The sequence below is a fragment of the Streptomyces sp. NBC_00846 genome (assembly GCF_045207325.1).
Classification (GTDB): Bacteria; Actinomycetota; Actinomycetes; order Streptomycetales; family Streptomycetaceae; genus Streptomyces.
Map to the genome: position 1 here is coordinate 546436 of NZ_CP108846.1, position 16419 is coordinate 562854.

10 protein-coding genes are annotated in these 16419 nt (G+C 68.9%); 7 read left to right on the forward strand and 3 right to left on the reverse strand.

What is annotated here, in order from left to right; all coding sequences use genetic code 11:
- The first annotated feature begins 604 nt into the window (after window positions 1–604).
- The gene (locus OG936_RS02600; protein WP_406492236.1) at window positions 605–1807 is read left to right on the forward strand and encodes an NAD(P)-binding domain-containing protein; all 1203 of its coding nucleotides are present in this window, start codon (window positions 605–607) and stop codon (window positions 1805–1807) included.
- Between the two features lie 12 nt (window positions 1808–1819).
- On the opposite strand, the gene mltG is transcribed toward OG936_RS02600, so the two are convergent.
- Window positions 1820–2668 (reverse strand): endolytic transglycosylase MltG, encoded by an 849-nt coding sequence (gene mltG / locus OG936_RS02605; RefSeq protein WP_406492237.1) that lies wholly within the window; start codon window positions 2666–2668, stop codon window positions 1820–1822.
- A 381-nt stretch (window positions 2669–3049) separates the two neighbouring features.
- Window positions 3050–4855 (reverse strand): ABC transporter ATP-binding protein, encoded by a 1806-nt coding sequence (locus OG936_RS02610; protein ID WP_406492239.1) that lies wholly within the window; start codon window positions 4853–4855, stop codon window positions 3050–3052.
- Between the two features lie 157 nt (window positions 4856–5012).
- Between OG936_RS02610 and OG936_RS02615 the strand changes: the two genes are divergently transcribed.
- The 5 genes from OG936_RS02615 to OG936_RS02635 all read left to right on the forward strand — a co-directional run bounded on the left by OG936_RS02615 (window position 5013) and on the right by OG936_RS02635 (window position 14284).
- A complete protein-coding gene (locus OG936_RS02615) occupies window positions 5013–5456 on the forward strand; it encodes a MarR family winged helix-turn-helix transcriptional regulator (RefSeq protein WP_189280113.1) in 444 nt (147 codons plus the stop codon).
- A 127-nt stretch (window positions 5457–5583) separates the two neighbouring features.
- Complete coding sequence (locus tag OG936_RS02620; RefSeq protein ID WP_406492241.1) at window positions 5584–8535, forward strand: FAD-binding and (Fe-S)-binding domain-containing protein; 2952 nt, start codon at window positions 5584–5586, stop codon at window positions 8533–8535.
- A gap of 319 nt (window positions 8536–8854) precedes the next feature.
- Window positions 8855–10330 (forward strand): Gfo/Idh/MocA family protein, encoded by a 1476-nt coding sequence (locus OG936_RS02625; protein WP_406492242.1) that lies wholly within the window; start codon window positions 8855–8857, stop codon window positions 10328–10330.
- A gap of 226 nt (window positions 10331–10556) precedes the next feature.
- On the forward strand, window positions 10557–12506 hold the full coding sequence (locus tag OG936_RS02630; protein ID WP_406492243.1) for an ABC transporter transmembrane domain-containing protein: 1950 nt from the start codon (window positions 10557–10559) through the stop codon (window positions 12504–12506).
- A complete protein-coding gene (locus tag OG936_RS02635) occupies window positions 12503–14284 on the forward strand; it encodes an ABC transporter ATP-binding protein (protein WP_406492245.1) in 1782 nt (593 codons plus the stop codon). Before OG936_RS02630 ends, OG936_RS02635 begins: the two co-directional genes overlap by 4 nt.
- Window positions 14285–14613: 329 nt before the next feature.
- Here OG936_RS02635 and OG936_RS02640 read toward each other — a convergent pair whose 3' ends face one another.
- Window positions 14614–15054, reverse strand: coding sequence for an Lrp/AsnC family transcriptional regulator (locus OG936_RS02640; protein ID WP_371665145.1), 441 nt, complete (start codon window positions 15052–15054; stop codon window positions 14614–14616).
- Between the two features lie 141 nt (window positions 15055–15195).
- Here OG936_RS02640 and OG936_RS02645 point away from each other — a divergent pair, with 141 nt between their 5' ends.
- A complete protein-coding gene (locus OG936_RS02645; RefSeq protein ID WP_371665146.1) occupies window positions 15196–16113 on the forward strand; it encodes an SMP-30/gluconolactonase/LRE family protein in 918 nt (305 codons plus the stop codon).
- Window positions 16114–16419 lie beyond the last annotated feature (306 nt).

The following is a 16419-nucleotide window of genomic DNA, read 5'->3' on the forward strand; positions in this document are numbered from 1 at the left end:
ATGCCCAACGACATACAACCGCCAGAGCATTTGAAGTTTCGGGAACCACAACTGCAACTACGACTTAAGTCTAGCACGGCAGAGACATCCGAACTACTTTCAACCGCGACGTAAAGCCTCAGCCTCGCGGCAGTATCTGATCGATATGCCGACCGGCGCCAACTCGAGTACATACGGAAGGTGAATTTTCAGATTACTCAAGGTGTGACCCATGAGAAATCATCCTATCCAGCGACGAGCACCTGACCTCCACGATCCTTTCCTTGTGCGAGCAAAGCCAATCGCACCTCTCGACTCGGATTATCTCGATTCATTTACACAGAAGAAAGGCCCGGAATTATTCGGTGTCGAGCTGCTCCCCCCGCTCTGGCGTGACACCCGAGCTGGCGGCGCGGGGTCTGCTGTCGACCGTACCGGCGTCGCCGCGGCTCGGCGTGGCTGCCGCGACGGGCCGGCCCGCGTCCGCGCCCGGCGGGGCTCCGCTGCTCGTCGCGGGCGGTCGCTGAGCTCCCGAGCTCCGAGAGCCTGTGCGTCTGTGCGTCTGTGCGCGAGCTTCACGGCCGATCGCGGGAAGATCCGCACCCTCGAAGAAGTTAGTAGAAGCGTGAACAACTTTGGGGTGGCCGCAGCGCGCACGGTCGAAGTCGTCGTGGTAGGCGCCGGACAGGCGGGACTGTCCGGCGCCTACCATCTGGGGCGCGCCGGTCTGGAGCCCGACCGTGACTTCGTCGTGCTCGACCACGCTCCGCGTCCCGGCGGCGCCTGGCAGTTCCGCTGGCCCTCACTGACGTACGGCAAGGTGCACGGCATGCACGCGCTACCCGGCATGGAACTCACCGGAGCGGACGACAGCCGGCCCTCCTCCGAGGTGATCGGCGCGTACTTCGACACGTACGAGCGCACCTTCGACCTGCGGGTTCACCGGCCGGTCGAGGTGCACGCCGTGCGCGAGGGCGATGACGGACGACTGCTCGTCGAAACGTCCGAGGGTACGTACGCCACCCGCGCCCTGATCAACGCCACCGGCACCTGGGACCGGCCGTTCTGGCCGCGTTACCCGGGTCAGGAGAGCTTCCGGGGGCGGCAGCTGCACACCGCGAACTACCCGGGGCCCGCGGAGTTCGCCGGGCAGCGCGTGGTGGTGGTCGGTGGCGGTGCCTCCGGTACGCAGCATCTGATGGAGATCGCCGAGGTGGCGGCCGAGACGTACTGGGTGACCCGTCGGCCGCCGGTCTTCCGGGAGGGGCCGTTCGACGCGGACCGGGGACGAGCCGCCGTGGCAATGGTGGAGGAGCGAGTACGACGGGGGCTGCCGCCGCAGAGTGTGGTGAGCGTGACGGGGCTGCCGCTCACCGACACGGTCCGGCTCGCCCGCGAGGAAGGCGTGCTCGACCGGCTGCCGATGTTCGAGCGGATCACGCCGACCGGGGTCGCCTGGGGCGACGGCCGGACGGTCGAGGCGGACGTCATCCTGTGGGCGACCGGATTCCGGGCCGCCATCGATCATCTCGCCCCGCTGAAGCTGCGCGAGCCGGGCGGCGGCATTCGCGTCGACGGCACCCGGGCCGTACGGGACGGACGCATCCATCTCGTCGGCTACGGACCGTCCGCCAGCACGATCGGGGCCAACCGGGCCGGGCGGGCCGCAGTGCGTGCGATCACGCGCCTGCTGCACGAGACCGGGACCGCGGCCGGAACCGCGACCGATGTGGAGGCAGAAGCAGAGACGGGGGCGGAGGCCGAAGCAGAGGCGGGAACGGGGGCCGGGGCGGGGGCGGACGCGACGCTCGCGTCCGCCGCGGTGTGATCGGGCGGGTGCTCAGCCACCGGACGCGCTGCGGCGCCTGCGGTTGAACTCCTCCACATTCCTCTGCTGTTCCGTATAGCTGGTGGTGAAGCGGGTGTCCCCCGGCGCGACCGTGACGAAGTACAGCCATGGTCCGGGCGTGGGCGTGATCGCCGCCACCATCGCCTGCTCCCCCGGGTTCCCGATGGGCGTCGGCGGCAGGCCCTTGCGCTCATAGCTGTTGTAGGGGCTGTCGATCTTCGTGTCACCGGTGGTGGTGTGCAGGGTGCTGCGGTTCAGCGCGTAGTTGAGCGTGGAGTCCATCTGGAGCGGCATGCCCCGGTAGAGGCGGTTGTAGATGACTCGGGCGACCTTGCCCATGTCGCGCTCGGTGTCCGCTTCCGCCTGCACGATGCTCGCGATCGTCACCGTCTGGTACCCCGAGACGCCGTTGCGCCGCGCGCCCGCGGTGATGTGGTCCGCGCCGAATCGCTCGACCGCCGTGTCGGCCATGTACCTGAGCAGGCTCTGCGGGGTGGTGTCGGACGTGATGGGGTACGTCGCCGGGAAGAGGTAGCCCTCGGGATTCCCCTTCGCCGCGGCCGGGAGCGGCAGATCCGCCGTGCCGACGGCCTTCTCGGTGGTGCCGGGTGCGACGGCCAGGGTCTTGTCCACCGCGGCGTACACCTGAGACGCCCGCCGGCCCTCGGGGACCACCAAGGGGTGAACCCGTTCGATCTTCGGCCCCCGCAGGAGCAGTGGTACGAGGACGGCGGCCGCCACGGCAAGGACGAGGACGAAGCCGATGAGCAGCACCAGACGGCTGCGCCGGCTCGGGCGGAGAGCGCGGCCAGGCGGGGTGTCCGGGGACTGGTTCACCATGCGGGCACGCTATCCCGCTGTCCAGAACGCCCACCTGGACGACACGAACCGGACTCACGAACAGAACACACGAACAGGGGATCGGATGTTCGCTCGAACGTGTGATCGTTTCGCCATTCGTTGCTCAACTCCCCTGCGACGGATGATGATTACAGGGCGCAAGCGACGGGCTGCAGACCGCGACTGCGTTGTCCCACAGATGCACCATGTACAAGGAGAATCACCGAATGAACCTCATCACCAACCTGCTCGCCGGCATCGTCCACTTCGTGGGTTGGCTCGTCTGACCATCGCTTCGCCCGGCGCCGTCGCTCCCCGTCCCACGGGAGCGGCGGCGTCGCCGCATGTACGGCCTCGGCGGGGCACGCCCGAACCCGCCGATCAGCCTGTCGTGGGCTCCAGTTGGGTGTCCCGACGGACCAGGGCGGCGTAGCGCCCGGCCTGGTTGAGAAGTTCGTCATGGCTGCCGCGCTCCGCGGTGCGACCGCCGTCCAGGACGACGATCTGGTCTGCGTCGCGGACGGTGGAGAGACGGTGCGCGATGGTGATAGTGGTGCGTCCCGCGGAGAGCGCGTCGATCGCTTCCTGCACGGCGAATTCCGTATGGGTGTCGAGGGCGCTCGTCGCCTCGTCGAGCACGAGGACGGGCGGGTCGCGCAGGATCGTACGGGCGATGGCCAGGCGCTGTTTCTCGCCGCCCGAGAAGCGGTAGCCGCGTTCACCGACCAGGGTGTCGTACGCGTCGGGCAGTGAGGCGATGTGGTCGTGGATCTGCGCCGCGCGGGCAGCCGCCTCTATTTGGGCGTCGGTCGCGTCCGGCTTGGCGAAGCGCAGGTTGTCGGCGACCGAGGCGTGGAAGAGGTAGGTCTCCTGGGAGACCACGCCCACGGCCCGGGCCAGGGTGTCGAAGTCCAGATCGCGTACGTCGACGCCGTCGAGCGTGACCCGGCCGCCGGTGACGTCGTAGAGCCTGGGCACCAGATAGCTGAGCGTGGACTTGCCGGACCCGGTGGGGCCGACGACCGCCAGGCTGCCGCCGGCCGGAACGGTCACATCGATGCCGCTCAGGGTCGGACCGCTCTTCTCGTCGTAGCTGAAGTCGACGTCCTCGAAGCGGATCTCTCCGCGGATCTCGTCCAGCCGGACGGGGTCCTCGGGCTCGGCGATGTCCACTTCGAGGTCGAGGTACTCGAAGATCCGCTGGAAGAGCGCGAGGGACGTCTGCATCTGCACGCCGGTGGAGAGCAGGCTCACCGCGGGCCGGAAGAGGCCCTGCTGGAGGGAGACGAAGGCGACGAGTGTGCCGATGGAGACGGCGGGGCCGCCGGACTGCAGGGCGAGGCCCGCTGCCCAGTAGATGACGGCGGGCATGGCCGCCATGACGATGCCGATCGTCGACATCCGCCACCGCCCGGCCATGCTGGAGCGCACTTCGAGATCGGCCAGCTTCTCGGACTCTTCGGCGAAACCCTGGGTGAGGGAGTCCGCCCGGCCCATCGTCCGGCCCAGCAGGATGCCGCTGACGGAGAGCGATTCGGTGACCGTGGCCGCCATGGCCGCCATCTGCTTCTGCCGCCGGGTGGTGATCTTCTTGCGCTCGCGGCCGACCCGACGGCTGATCCAGACGAAGACCGGCAGCAGGAGGAGCGAGACGAGGGTGAGCCGCCAGTCGAGCGCCAGCATGGCGACGACCGTGGCGATGACCGCGGTGAGGTTGGAGACCAGTGACGTCGCGGTGGAGGTGACGGTCGCCTGCATGCCGCCGATGTCATTGGCTATACGGGACTGCACCTCGCCGGTACGGGTCCTGGTGAAGAAGGCGAGCGGCATCCGCTGCAGCTGGGCGTAGACGGCGGTGCGCAGATCATGCATGACGCGCTGGCCGACCGTGGTGGAGATCAGGGTCTGCAGGACGCCGAAGACGCTGTTCATCACGGCGGTGAGGATCATGCCGAGGGCGAGCAGCGACAGCAGTCCCGTACGCCCCTGCGGGATGGCGGTGTCCAGGATTTCGCGCAGCAGGAACGGCGAGGCGACCGAAACCAGCGATGAGGCGCCGACGAGCAGTCCGACCAGGGCCAGGCGGCCTCGGTAGGGGTGGAAGAGGCGCAGGATGCGGCGCAGCTCGGGGGGTGGGACGCTTTTGTCCCGGGGCGGGGGCGTCCAGGTGATTTCGTCGGGTTTCATGGGCTCCTTCGTCAGACGTGCGTCGGGCATGCGGCAACTCGTCCCGCATCCGGGAACTGGAAGTCCGGGACTCGAGGTCCGGGGACTCGAAGCCTTTGAGAGCATAGCTCATTGTTACCTATACTCACAATGCACAAGGTCCTGATACTGTTCGACCATGGACTCCTCCGACGCCGATGGCGTGCTCGCCGAGCAGTTGCTGCGGGTGACCCGCAGACTCCAGCGGATCCAGAGCCGCCAGTTGGAGCCGATCGGCATCACTCCCGCACAGTTCCGACTGCTCCGCACCGTCGCGCATTACGACGGCCCTCCCCGGATGGCCGATCTCGCGCAGCGGCTGGACGTCGTCCCGCGCGCCGTGACCAGCCTGGTCGACGGCCTGGAGGCCAGTGGCCGGGTGCGCCGCGCCCCCGATCCGGACAGCCGGCGGGTGGTCCGGATCGAGATCACCGAGGAGGGTCTCGCCACCCTCCGGTCGCTGCGCGACGCGCGCCGGGCCGCAGCAGAGGAGATCCTGGCTCCATTGACTGCGGATCAGCGCGAGGTGCTCGGCGGGCTGTTGTCCGCCCTGGTCAACGGAATGCCGGAGCGCCGCTGCTGAACCGGCGGGGACGCGCGTTCGCCCGATGGGTGCCGCGTACTTGCCATCGCTGTCCGGAACCGCACCGTACAAGCGCAAACCACACAGGCACACACAAGTACAGAACAGAACCGCCGAGGAGAGCGCCATGCCGCTGTTGGAGCCGAAGCCGGAAGCACTCCGCCCCACCGAGGTGCGCGCCCCGTCCGTGGACCGGGTCCCCGACCGGCAGGCTCCGGGGACGCCCGAACCGCTGCGCGGCGACCTGATCGACCTACTGGGCCCGGAGAAGGTGCTGTGGAAGGTCTCCGACCTGGTGAAGTACGCCTCCGACGCCAGTCCCTACCGGTTCGTCCCCCAGGTCGTCGTGGTCCCGGAGGACATCGACGACATCTCGGCGATCCTGTCGTACGCGCACGGCAAGGGCCGCGAGGTCGTCTTCCGCGCGGCCGGCACCAGCCTGAACGGCCAGGCCCAGGGCGAGGACATCCTCGTCGACGTACGCCACCACTGGGCGGGCATCGAGGTCCTGGACGGCGGCGCGCGGGCCCGCATCCGGCCCGGGACGACGATCCTGCGCGCCAACGCCACCCTCGCCCGGCACGGCCGGCTGCTGGGCCCCGACCCGGCCAGCGCCATCGCGTGCACCATCGGCGGAGTCGTCGCCAACAACGCCTCCGGTATGACCGCGGGGACGACGCGCAATTCGTACCGCACCGTCTCCTCCCTCACCTTCGTGCTGCCGAGCGGCACGGTCGTCGACACCGGGGACCCCGCGGCGGACGAGGACCTGGCCCGTGCCGAGCCGCGGCTGTGCGAGGGGCTGCTGGCGCTGAAGGCGGAGATCGAGGCGGATGCCGGGCTCACCGCCCGGATCCGCGCCAAGTACGAGATCAAGAACACCAACGGCTACCGGCTCGACGCCTTCCTGGACGGCTCGACGCCCGTGCAGATCCTGCGCGGTCTGATGGTCGGCTCCGAGGGGACCTTCGGCTTCATCTCCGAGGTCGTCTTCGACACCCTGCCGCTGGACCGCCGCGTCTCCACCGCCCTGCTGTTCTTCCCCTCGCTGACCGCGGCGGCGGCCGCCGTGCCCGGCTTCAACGAGGCGGGGGCGATCGCCGTCGAGCTGATGGACGGCAATACGCTGCGCGCGTCGGTGAGCGTCCAGGGCGTGCCCGCCGACTGGGCCGAGCTGCCCAAGGAGACCACGGCGCTGCTGGTGGAGTTCCGAGCTCCGGACGAGACGGGCCAGGAGGCCTACGAGCGGGCGGCTGCAGCGGTCGTCGAAGAACTCGACCTGGTGGCCCCCGTGGCGTCGGTGACCAATGAGTTCACCCGCGACGCCAAGGTCATCGCGGGCTACTGGAAGGCCCGCAAGGCATTCGTCACCGCGGTCGGCGGCTCCCGGCCCTCGGGTACGACGCTGATCACCGAGGACTTCGCGGTGCCGCCCTCCCGGCTGGCCGACGCCTGCGAGGCCCTGCTCGGACTTCAGGCGGAGCACGGCTTCGACGCCGCCGTCGCCGGTCACGCGGCGCACGGCAATCTGCACTTCCTGCTCGCATTCGACGCGGCGAAGCCGTCCGACGTCGACCGCTACGCCGCGTTCATGGACGACTTCTGCCGGCTGACGGTGGACCGCTTCGACGGCTCCCTGAAGGCGGAGCACGCCACCGGCCGTAATATCGCCCCCTTCCTGGAGCTGGAGTGGGGTCCGAAGGCCACCGGACTGATGTGGCGCACGAAGCAGATCATCGACCCCGACGGGGTGCTGGCACCCCGCATCGTCCTCGACCGCGACCCGAAGGCCCACCTGCGCGGGCTGAAGACCATCCCCGAGGTCGAGCCGATCGCCGATCCCTGCATCGAGTGCGGCTTCTGCGAACCCACCTGTCCCAGCCATGACCTGACCACCTCGCCGCGCCAACGGATCGTGCTGCGCCGGGAGATGATGCGGCAGCCCGGCGGCTCCCCGGTGGAGGCACAACTGCTCGACGCGTACGGCTACGACGCCGTCGATACGTGCGCGGGCGACTCGACCTGCAAGCTGGCCTGTCCGGTCGGCATCGACACCGGCGCCATGATGAAGGACTTCCGCCACCAGCGGCACTCGCCGCGCGAGGAGCGCATCGCGGCACTCACGGCGAAGAACTTCAAGGCGGTGGAGGCGGCGGCCCGGATCGCGGTCGCCGCGGCCGACCGGATCGGCGACCGGCTCGGCGACGGGCCGCTGGAGACCATCACCGCGCTCGCCCGCAAGGCCGTACGCCCCGATCTGGTGCCCGAGTGGCTGCCCGAGATCCCCGGTGCCGCCGCCCGGAAGCTGCCCCGCACCTCCCGTGTCGGGGCGAGCGCCGTCTATTACCCGGCGTGTGTGAACCGTATCTTCGGCGAGCCCGAGGGCCATCGTGGCCCGTCGCTGCCGCAGGCGGTCGTCGCCGTCTCCGCCCGCGCCGGAAAGCCGGTATGGATCCCGGACGATGTCGCGGGCACGTGCTGCGCGACGATCTGGCACTCCAAGGGGTACGACGAGGGCAATGCAGTGATGGCCAACCGCATCGTGGCGGCGGCCTGGGGCTGGACCGCGGGCGGAAAGCTGCCGCTGGTCGTCGACGCCTCGTCGTGCACGCTGGGCATCGCCCATGAGGTGGAGCCGTATCTCACCGACGAAAACCGGGAGTTGCACGGGGAGCTGACCATTGTCGACTCCCTCGTCTGGGCGGCCGACGAACTGCTTCCCGAGCTGTCCATCCTCCGGAAGGTCGGTTCGGCGGTCCTGCATCCGACGTGTTCCATGCAACATCTGGACGACGTGGAGCAGTTGCGCGCGGTCGCGGAGGCCTGCGCGGAGGAGGTCGTGATCCCCGACGACGCCGGGTGCTGCGCCTTCGCCGGCGACCGCGGCATGCTGCACAAGGAGTTGACGGCCTCCGCGACGGCGAAGGAGGCCGCCGAGGTGAACACGCGGGAGTACGACGCGTATCTCTCGGCCAACCGGATGTGCGAGATCGGAATGGACCGGGCCACGGGACACTCGTACTACTCGGTGCTGATGGAGCTGGAGCGTGCGACGCGCCCGGGGGCCGTAGTGCGCTGATCTCGGGCCGTCCGGTGACCGCCCGTCCTCGGTCGCCTGACGGTACAGATCGTCCTGACCCGGACTGACAAGGCCTGCCACCGGCTGCCTCGGGCCGCCCCGAACCACCGCTTTCTTCCCTGGACCATCGGCCGCTGTACCCAATCGCCGGGCGTGCTCGGAATCCGAGCACGCCCGGCTTCTGCGTGCCCACAAAAGTCCATGGTTTCGGCGCAGGAGTCCAATCACTCCCCTTGCGCATCAGCAATACCAACTACCAGGGTCTTTAACGAGGTTCACTCAACAGCCGCGCACGTCAGACCCCTCTCCTGGAGGATCGATGAACGACGCAGCACAGCAGAACGACGACGGTACGCGGGACGGCGAAGACGGCTCGGTGAGCCGCCGCTCGGTCCTGTGGACGACCGCCACGGTGGCCGGTGCCGGGATCGGACTCGGCGGTCTCGGAAGCAGCACCGCGGCCGCCGCCATCCCCGGCCGGAGTCCGGAGACCGCTGCCGCGGCACAGCCGGATCAGGCGGCCGCCCCGAAGCGCCAGGGACGCACCATGGTGGGGGTGCCGTTCGACCGGCGTTCCACCGTACGGGTCGGCCTGGTCGGCCTCGGCAACCGCGGTGGCAGCATGATCGACCTCTTTCTCGCCGTCGGCGGCGTGCAGGTCGTCGCCGTCTGCGACCCGGTCAAGGCCAAGGCGGAACGGGCGGCTGCGAAGGTGACCGCCGCAGGGCAGCCGGCCCCCGCCGTCTACACCAATGGCGAGGACGACTACGAGAACCTCTGCAAGCGCGGGGACATCGACTTCGTCTATGTGGCGACGCCCTGGGACTTCCACTTCGAGATGGCGAAGACCGCCCTGCTGAACGGCAAGCATGTCGGCGTGGAGTGTCCCATCGCTCTCCAGCTCGACCAGCTGTGGGAGTTGGTCGATCTCTCGGAGCGCACCAGACGCCACTGCATGCAGCTGGAGAACTGCTGTTACGGACGCAACGAGATGCGGGTACTGCGCATGGCGCATGCCGGGCTCTTCGGTGATCTGTTGCATGGCGCGGGCGCGTACAACCACGATCTGCGTGGCCTGATGTTCGATCCGGGGTACTACGAAGGGCCCTGGCGCAGGCTGTGGCACACCCGGTTGCGTGGCGATCTCTACCCCAACCACGGCTTCGGTCCGGTCGCCAACTACATGGACATCAACCGTGGTGACCGTGCGGTGAGCATCACCAGTGTGGGCTCACCGTCCCTGGGGCTCGCCGAGTACCGCGAGAAACACATGCCGGCCGGTGATCCGAGCTGGAAGGAGACCTATATCGAGAGCGACCGGACGATCAGTCTCGTCCAGACCGCCAAGGGACGGGTCATCCGGCTGGAGCACGATGTGTCCACTCCGCATCCGTACTCGCGGATCAACAGCCTCGGCGGTACGAAGGGTGTCTTCGAGGACTATCCGGCCCGTATCTACATCGAGCCCGACCACACCGACGACAACTGGGGCGACTTCTCGAAGTACACGCAGTGGGACCACTGGCTGTGGAAGGAGCATGCCAACCCGCCCGGCGGTCACGGCGGCATGGACTACATGCTGGTGTTCCGGCTGATGCAGTGCATGCGGCTCGGTCTCGTCCCCGACTTCGATGTGTACGACGCGGCGACATGGACGTCGCCCGTGCCCCTCAGCCATCTGTCCATCAAGGCGAAGGGCGCGCCGCAGCAGATTCCGGACTTCACGCGCGGTGAGTGGAAGAAGGCCCGCTCCGGCATGGATTCGAAGGATCCGGAAGGTCCGGGGAAGGCCTGACCGTCCGACGCGAGGGATGAGAGGAAGTGTGGGGTCCGGGCCGGCTCGGTTGAGCCGGCCCGGACCCCGCAGTGCTTCCCCCCTCCCGCCCGCCCACTCGCGACCATGGCGTGAAAGGTGCCGTTCGTGGAGAAATTCGATTGCTCCGACGGGCCTTCCGGGGTGAACCTTGCACGGTTTGAGTCATTCACCGAACAAACCGGCACACACCGACCCATGGGACGTCATGCAGATTCGCGATCTTCCGTACTCGGATCCTGGCGATCCCGATGTCCGGTCGGGCCCACGCTTCCTGATCTGGCTCGGCCGCAATCAGCTCCGCGGTCAGCTCAAGGCCCTTTCCTGGGGGCTGTTGCACCAGTGTTCCCTGGCCGGACTGCCACCTGCCGTCGGCTTCGCCGTGCAGGCCGTCGTCGACCGTTCCGGCAGCCGCCTCGCGTGGGCGGGCGGACTGATCGCGGTCCTGGGTGTGCTGATCGCGCTGGGCGACACCATGCTTCACCGGAGCGCCATCACCAACTGGATCACCGCCGCCGCGCGCGTGCAGCAACTGCTGGCCCGTAAGACCGCGGAGCTCGGCTCGGCGCTGACCCGCCGGGTCGCCGCGGGCGAGGTCGTCGCGGTCTCCACCGGTGACGTGGAGAAGATCGGCTGGTTCGTCGAGGCACTCTCCCGCTTCGCCGCGGCCGCTGCCGCCCTCGTGCTGATCTGCGCGGGGCTCGTCCTCTATCTGCCCTCGCTGGGCATCCTGGTGACACTCGCCATGCCGTTGCTGGCCCTGGCCGTGCTGCCGCTGCTCCCCCGGGCCACCCGGCGCGCCGACCTCCAGCGCGAGAAGGCGGGCAAGGCCACCGAGCTGGCCTCGGACACCGTCGCCGGGCTGCGGGTACTGCGCGGCATCGGCGGCGAGGAGCTGTTCCTCGGCCGCTACCGGCGCGCCTCGCAGGAGGTCCGCAAGGCCGCGGTGCGCAGTGCGCGGATGTGGTCCCTGATCTCGGCCATCCAGGTGCTCCTGCCCGGCGTGCTGCTCATCTCGCTGGTCGTGCACGGGGCGACGCTGGCCCGCGACGGCCGGATCGAGGTCGGTCAGCTGGTCACGGTGTACAGCGCGGCGACGCTGTTGCTGTTCCCGCTGCGCCACTTCGAGGAGATCGCGATGGCGTACTCCTTCTCACGGCCCTCCGCCAGGCGTGCGGTCCGGGTGCTGTCGCTGCACCGCACGGACCGGCCCTCGACCGTCGACGCCGTGCCGACCGGCGATCTGTACGACCCGGTCACCGGGCTGATGGCCCCGGAGGGTCTGTTCACCGCGGTGGTCTGCGGCGACCCGGACGAGGCGGGCCGGCTGGCCGAACGGCTCGGCGGACACGCGCACGTGGACAAGGACAAGGACAAGGACAAGGACACGACCGGAATCCGGAACGAGGACGGGAACGAGGACGGGAACGCGTCGAAGTACCCGACGCGCGGGACGGACCACAACAGGCCGGAGAACGGCGGGCGGGCCGCCACGGACGGCGTCACGACGGAGCCGATGCATCTGTCCGTCCTGCTCGGTGGCGTACCGCTGGACGAACTCCCGCTGGACTCTGCCCGGACCGCGGTTCTGGTCCAGGACAAGGACCCGGTCCTGCTCTCCGGCACGCTGCGCGAGCTGCTCGATGTTCCGGCCTCGGAGCGGGTGTCCGCCGAGGACGCGCTGTCCGCCGCCCAGTGCGGTGACGTACTGGACTCGTTGGCGCAGGCGTCCGTCGCCACGGACGGCGACCCCATGACGACGCGCATCACCGAACGCGGGCGTTCGCTCTCCGGTGGCCAACGCCAGCGACTCGCCCTGGCCCGCTCCTTGGTGACCGACCCGGAGGTGCTGGTTCTCGACGAGCCGACCTCCGCCGTCGACTCGCACACCGAGGCCCGGGTCGCCGCCGGAATCAAGGGGCTGCGTCAGGGCCGTACAACCGTGGCGTTCGCCTCGTCGCCGCTGCTGCTCGACCTGGCGGACCGGGTGGTGCTGGTGCACGGCGGCACGGTCGTCGCGGTCGGCGCACACCGTGAACTACTGCGTACGGACCTCCGTTACCGGGCGGTCGTGACACGCGAGACGGACGACGAGACCGCCGTCACGGCCGCTCAAGGCACACTCAGGACCACCGAGGAAATCGAGGAACGGGCATGATCGGCGTCGCAGAACCGGCGTACGACCCGGCCGCACCGGAGTCGGCGACGACCCTGCCGGTCGGCACCTCCGCCACCGTACGGAGTTATGTACGGGAGCTGCTGCGGCGCCACCGCAGGCCGTTCGCCGTGCTCATCACGTTCAACGCCATCGCGGTGATCGCCTCGATCACCGGACCGTATCTGCTGGGCGGGCTGGTCGAGGATCTCTCCGACGGCGTCACCGACCTCCATCTGGAGCGCACCGCCGGGGTGTTCGCGCTCGCACTGATCGTGCAGACAGTCTTCACCCGGTCGATGCGTCTGCGCAGCGCGATGCTCGGTGAGGAGATGCTGGCCGATCTGCGCGAGGACTTCCTCGTGCGGTCGGTCGGGCTGCCGCCGGGCGTGCTGGAGCGGGCCGGGACGGGTGATCTGCTCTCCAGGATCACCACGGACATCGACCGGCTGGCCAACGCGATGCGCGAGGCCGTGCCGCAGCTGGCGATCGGTGTGGTGTGGGCGGGGCTGTTGCTGGCCGCGCTCACCGCGACGGCTCCGCCGCTGGCGCTCTCGGTGCTGATCGCCCTGCCCGTCCTGCTCATCGGCTGCCGCTGGTACTTCAAGCGGGCTCCGTCCGCGTACCGTTCGGAAGCCGCCGGATACGCCGCGGTCGCGGCGATGCTCGCGGAGACCGTGGATGCCGGGCGGACCGTGGAAGCGCACCGGCTGGGTGCGCGCCGGGTGGCGCTGTCGGACACGCGCATCCGGCAATGGACCGCGTGGGAGCGGTACACACTCTTCCTGCGTTCCGTGCTCTTCCCCGTCATCAACGCCACCTACGTGACGATTCTCGGCGCGGTCCTGATGCTCGGCGGCTGGTTCGTCATCGAGGGCTGGCTGACCGTGGGACAGCTGACGACGGGGGCGCTGCTGGCGCAGATGATGGTCGATCCGATCGGGCTGATCCTGCGCTGGTACGACGAGCTGCAGATCGCTCAGGTGTCGCTGGCCCGGCTGGTGGGCGTCCGGGACATCGAACCGGACGCCGGCGACGCGGAGGTGGTCCCGGACGGCCGGGACGTACGCGCCGAGGAGGTCCGCTTCGGCTACCGCGCCGGGCTGGATGTCCTGCACCGGGTGTCGTTGGACGTCGCGCCGGGTACGCGCCTGGCGCTGGTCGGCCCGTCCGGGGCCGGAAAGTCCACGCTGGGCCGGCTCCTTGCCGGGATCTACGCGCCGCGCACGGGTGAAGTGACGCTCGGTGGTGCGGAGTTGTCGCGGATGAAGGCGGAGCAGGTACGTACGCATGTGGCGCTGGTCAACCAGGAGCACCATGTGTTCGTGGGTTCGCTGCGGGACAACCTCCTGCTGGCCCGCGCCGGTGCCGGGGACGCCGAGCTGTGGGCGTCGCTCGCGGCGGTCGACGCGGACGGCTGGGCGAGGGGCCTGGCGGAGGGGCTGGACTCCGAGGTCGGCTCCGGCGGTCTGGCGCTGACCCCCGCTCAGGCCCAGCAGATCGCCCTGGCCCGGCTGGTCCTGGCCGATCCGCACACGTTGGTGCTGGACGAGGCGACGTCCTTGCTGGACCCGCGGGCCGCCCGGCATCTGGAGCGGTCGCTGGCCCGGGTGCTGGACGGCCGTACGGTCGTGGCGATCGCCCACCGGCTGCACACCGCACACGACGCGGATGTGATCGCGGTCGTCGAGAGCGGCCGGATCAGTGAACTGGGCAGCCATGACGATCTGGTGGCGGCGGACGGCGCCTACGCGGCGCTGTGGCGGTCCTGGCACGGCTGAGGAGCGAGGGGCCCGCCGGTCGGGCCAGGCAAGAAGTGCGCGCGACGCGTACAACGTCGCCGTCATCACGACTGCCCTTGAACACCCCGACTGCGAGGAACTGTTCACCCGGCTTCACCACACTTCCGGGCGGCCCGTTTCCATTCCGCGCGAGCACCCCACCTCGAACCGGTGCTGCAGCAGAAGGACATCGGGGAGCTCGCCGGACGCAGCCCCGGGGGCATCCGCTACTCCTTGGAACAGGCTCGCGTCCCCCTGTGAGTGCGGCGCGGCGCGACGAGGCAGGAATCGATGTCGTACAGGGCGTCATAAACCTTCACGGAGGTGCTTCAGACTCCCGTCGACACCGGCCTCTCGAAGAACGTCTCCAGGGCCACCGTCGCCTGAGTGCCACTGACGCCTTCGATCTCGTACAACCGCCTTAGTACGTCCTGAAGTTGCTCGGTCGTCCCGGTCCTGACCTTGACCAGGACCGATGCGCTGCCCGCGATGATGTGGGCCTCCTGCAGTTCGGGGATCGCGGCGAAGCGCTTGCCGGAGTCGCCCATCCAGGCCGACGAGTCGACCATGACGAAGGCCAGCACCCCGCCGCCTACGGCGGCGGGGTCCACCTCGACCGTCGTGCGGCGGATCACCCCCGACTCGCGCAGCTTGCGCACCCGCTCATGGGCCGCGCCCGCCGAGAGCCCGACGGCCTTGCCCAGGGCGGTGTACGCCTGCGTGGCGTCCTCCTGCAGCAGGTTCAGCAGCTTCCGGTCCACATCATCCATAACACTCTCCTCCGAACCGGCTCCAGCAAATGGCTTCGCCCACCATATGACATCCTGCAATACTCACTTTCGGCAGGATGCTGTTCACAACTTAGATGCTGTTCATAACTTGGAACGCAGGACTACTGAAGGAGAACGGACATGGCCACCGGCCGCTCCGCGCTGCACGAAGTGCTCGACGACAGGTTCCGTACGGAGAAGTGCACCGTGGGTGATGGGCAACTGGAGACGCTCCACGTGGGCTCCCGCTGGGCGGAGGGGCCGCTGTACATACCGGCCTGGCGCCAGCTGATCTGGAGTGACATCCCGAACGACCGGATGCTGCGCTGGGACGAGATGACCGGGGCCGTCAGCGTCTTCCGCTCACCCGCGGGGCACTCCAACGGCAACACCTTGGACCGGGAGGGCCGTCTGATCACGTGTGAGCAGGGCAACCGCCGGGTCACCCGCACCGAGCACGACGGCTCGGTCACCGTGCTCGCCGACCGCTACCGGGGCAAGCGGCTCAACAGCCCGAACGACGCGGCCGTGAAGTCCGATGGCTCGATCTGGTTCTCGGATCCGGACTTCGGGATCACCAGCGACTACGAGGGCCACCGCGCCGAGAGCGAGATCGGCTCCAACAACGTCTACCGAATCGCCCCGGACACCGGCGAGGTGCGGCTCGCGGCCGACGGCTTCGGCGCCCCCAACGGCCTTGTCTTCTCAGCCGACGAGAGCGAGCTGTACGTCTCCGACACCCGGGCCAACCGGATCCGCGTCTTCGAGGTACGCGCGGACGGCACCCTCTCCGAGGGCAAGGTTTTCGCCGACGGGACCAAGGAGGGCCGCTTCGACAATATCCGCTTCGACGACCGGGGCCATCTCTGGGCCGCGGCCATGGACGACGGAGTGCACTGCTACGCCCTGGACGGGACCCTGCTCGGCCGCATCCTGGTGCCCAACACGGTCTCCAATATCCGCTTCGGCGGCCCGAAGAGGAACCGCCTCTTCATCACGGCGAACGACACGCTCTATTCGCTGCTCATGGGGGTCACGGCGGCACCGAGGGCGGTTTGAACCCCAGTTCTCGGAACTGCCCCCCATTACCTAATGGGCGGTGAAGCCGGTGGATCGCTACCCGTTACCCGGCCCATGAGGTCTACAAAAAGAGTGCGACCTCCGGCTTCACCTCGTGTTCGTGGTGGTGGTGGCGGTCGGTGCCGGGGAAGTCGTCAGGCACCCCCGGGATCCGATCCCTTGGTCAAGAGCCGACCTCCGGTCCCGTCCGCTGCCACCACGGCGACCACGCCGCATCCAGTCCGATGATCGGATCGTTGAAGTTCTTGGTCCGAGCCGTTCGCAGGGGTCACCTCTCAAAGAGCC

What these genes read in the sequence shown, in the direction of transcription:
- OG936_RS02625 (WP_406492242.1), top strand. Translation starts at nt 8,855, where the DNA reads ATGAACGACGCAGCACAGCAGAACGACGACGGTACGCGGGACGGCGAA.
- OG936_RS02635 (WP_406492245.1), top strand. Translation starts at nt 12,503, where the DNA reads ATGATCGGCGTCGCAGAACCGGCGTACGACCCGGCCGCACCGGAGTCG.
- OG936_RS02615 (WP_189280113.1), top strand. Translation starts at nt 5,013, where the DNA reads ATGGACTCCTCCGACGCCGATGGCGTGCTCGCCGAGCAGTTGCTGCGG.
- OG936_RS02640 (WP_371665145.1), bottom strand. Translation starts at nt 15,054, where the DNA reads ATGGATGATGTGGACCGGAAGCTGCTGAACCTGCTGCAGGAGGACGCC.
- OG936_RS02645 (WP_371665146.1), top strand. Translation starts at nt 15,196, where the DNA reads ATGGCCACCGGCCGCTCCGCGCTGCACGAAGTGCTCGACGACAGGTTC.
- OG936_RS02610 (WP_406492239.1), bottom strand. Translation starts at nt 4,855, where the DNA reads ATGAAACCCGACGAAATCACCTGGACGCCCCCGCCCCGGGACAAAAGC.
- OG936_RS02620 (WP_406492241.1), top strand. Translation starts at nt 5,584, where the DNA reads ATGCCGCTGTTGGAGCCGAAGCCGGAAGCACTCCGCCCCACCGAGGTG.
- OG936_RS02630 (WP_406492243.1), top strand. Translation starts at nt 10,557, where the DNA reads ATGCAGATTCGCGATCTTCCGTACTCGGATCCTGGCGATCCCGATGTC.
- mltG (WP_406492237.1), bottom strand. Translation starts at nt 2,668, where the DNA reads ATGGTGAACCAGTCCCCGGACACCCCGCCTGGCCGCGCTCTCCGCCCG.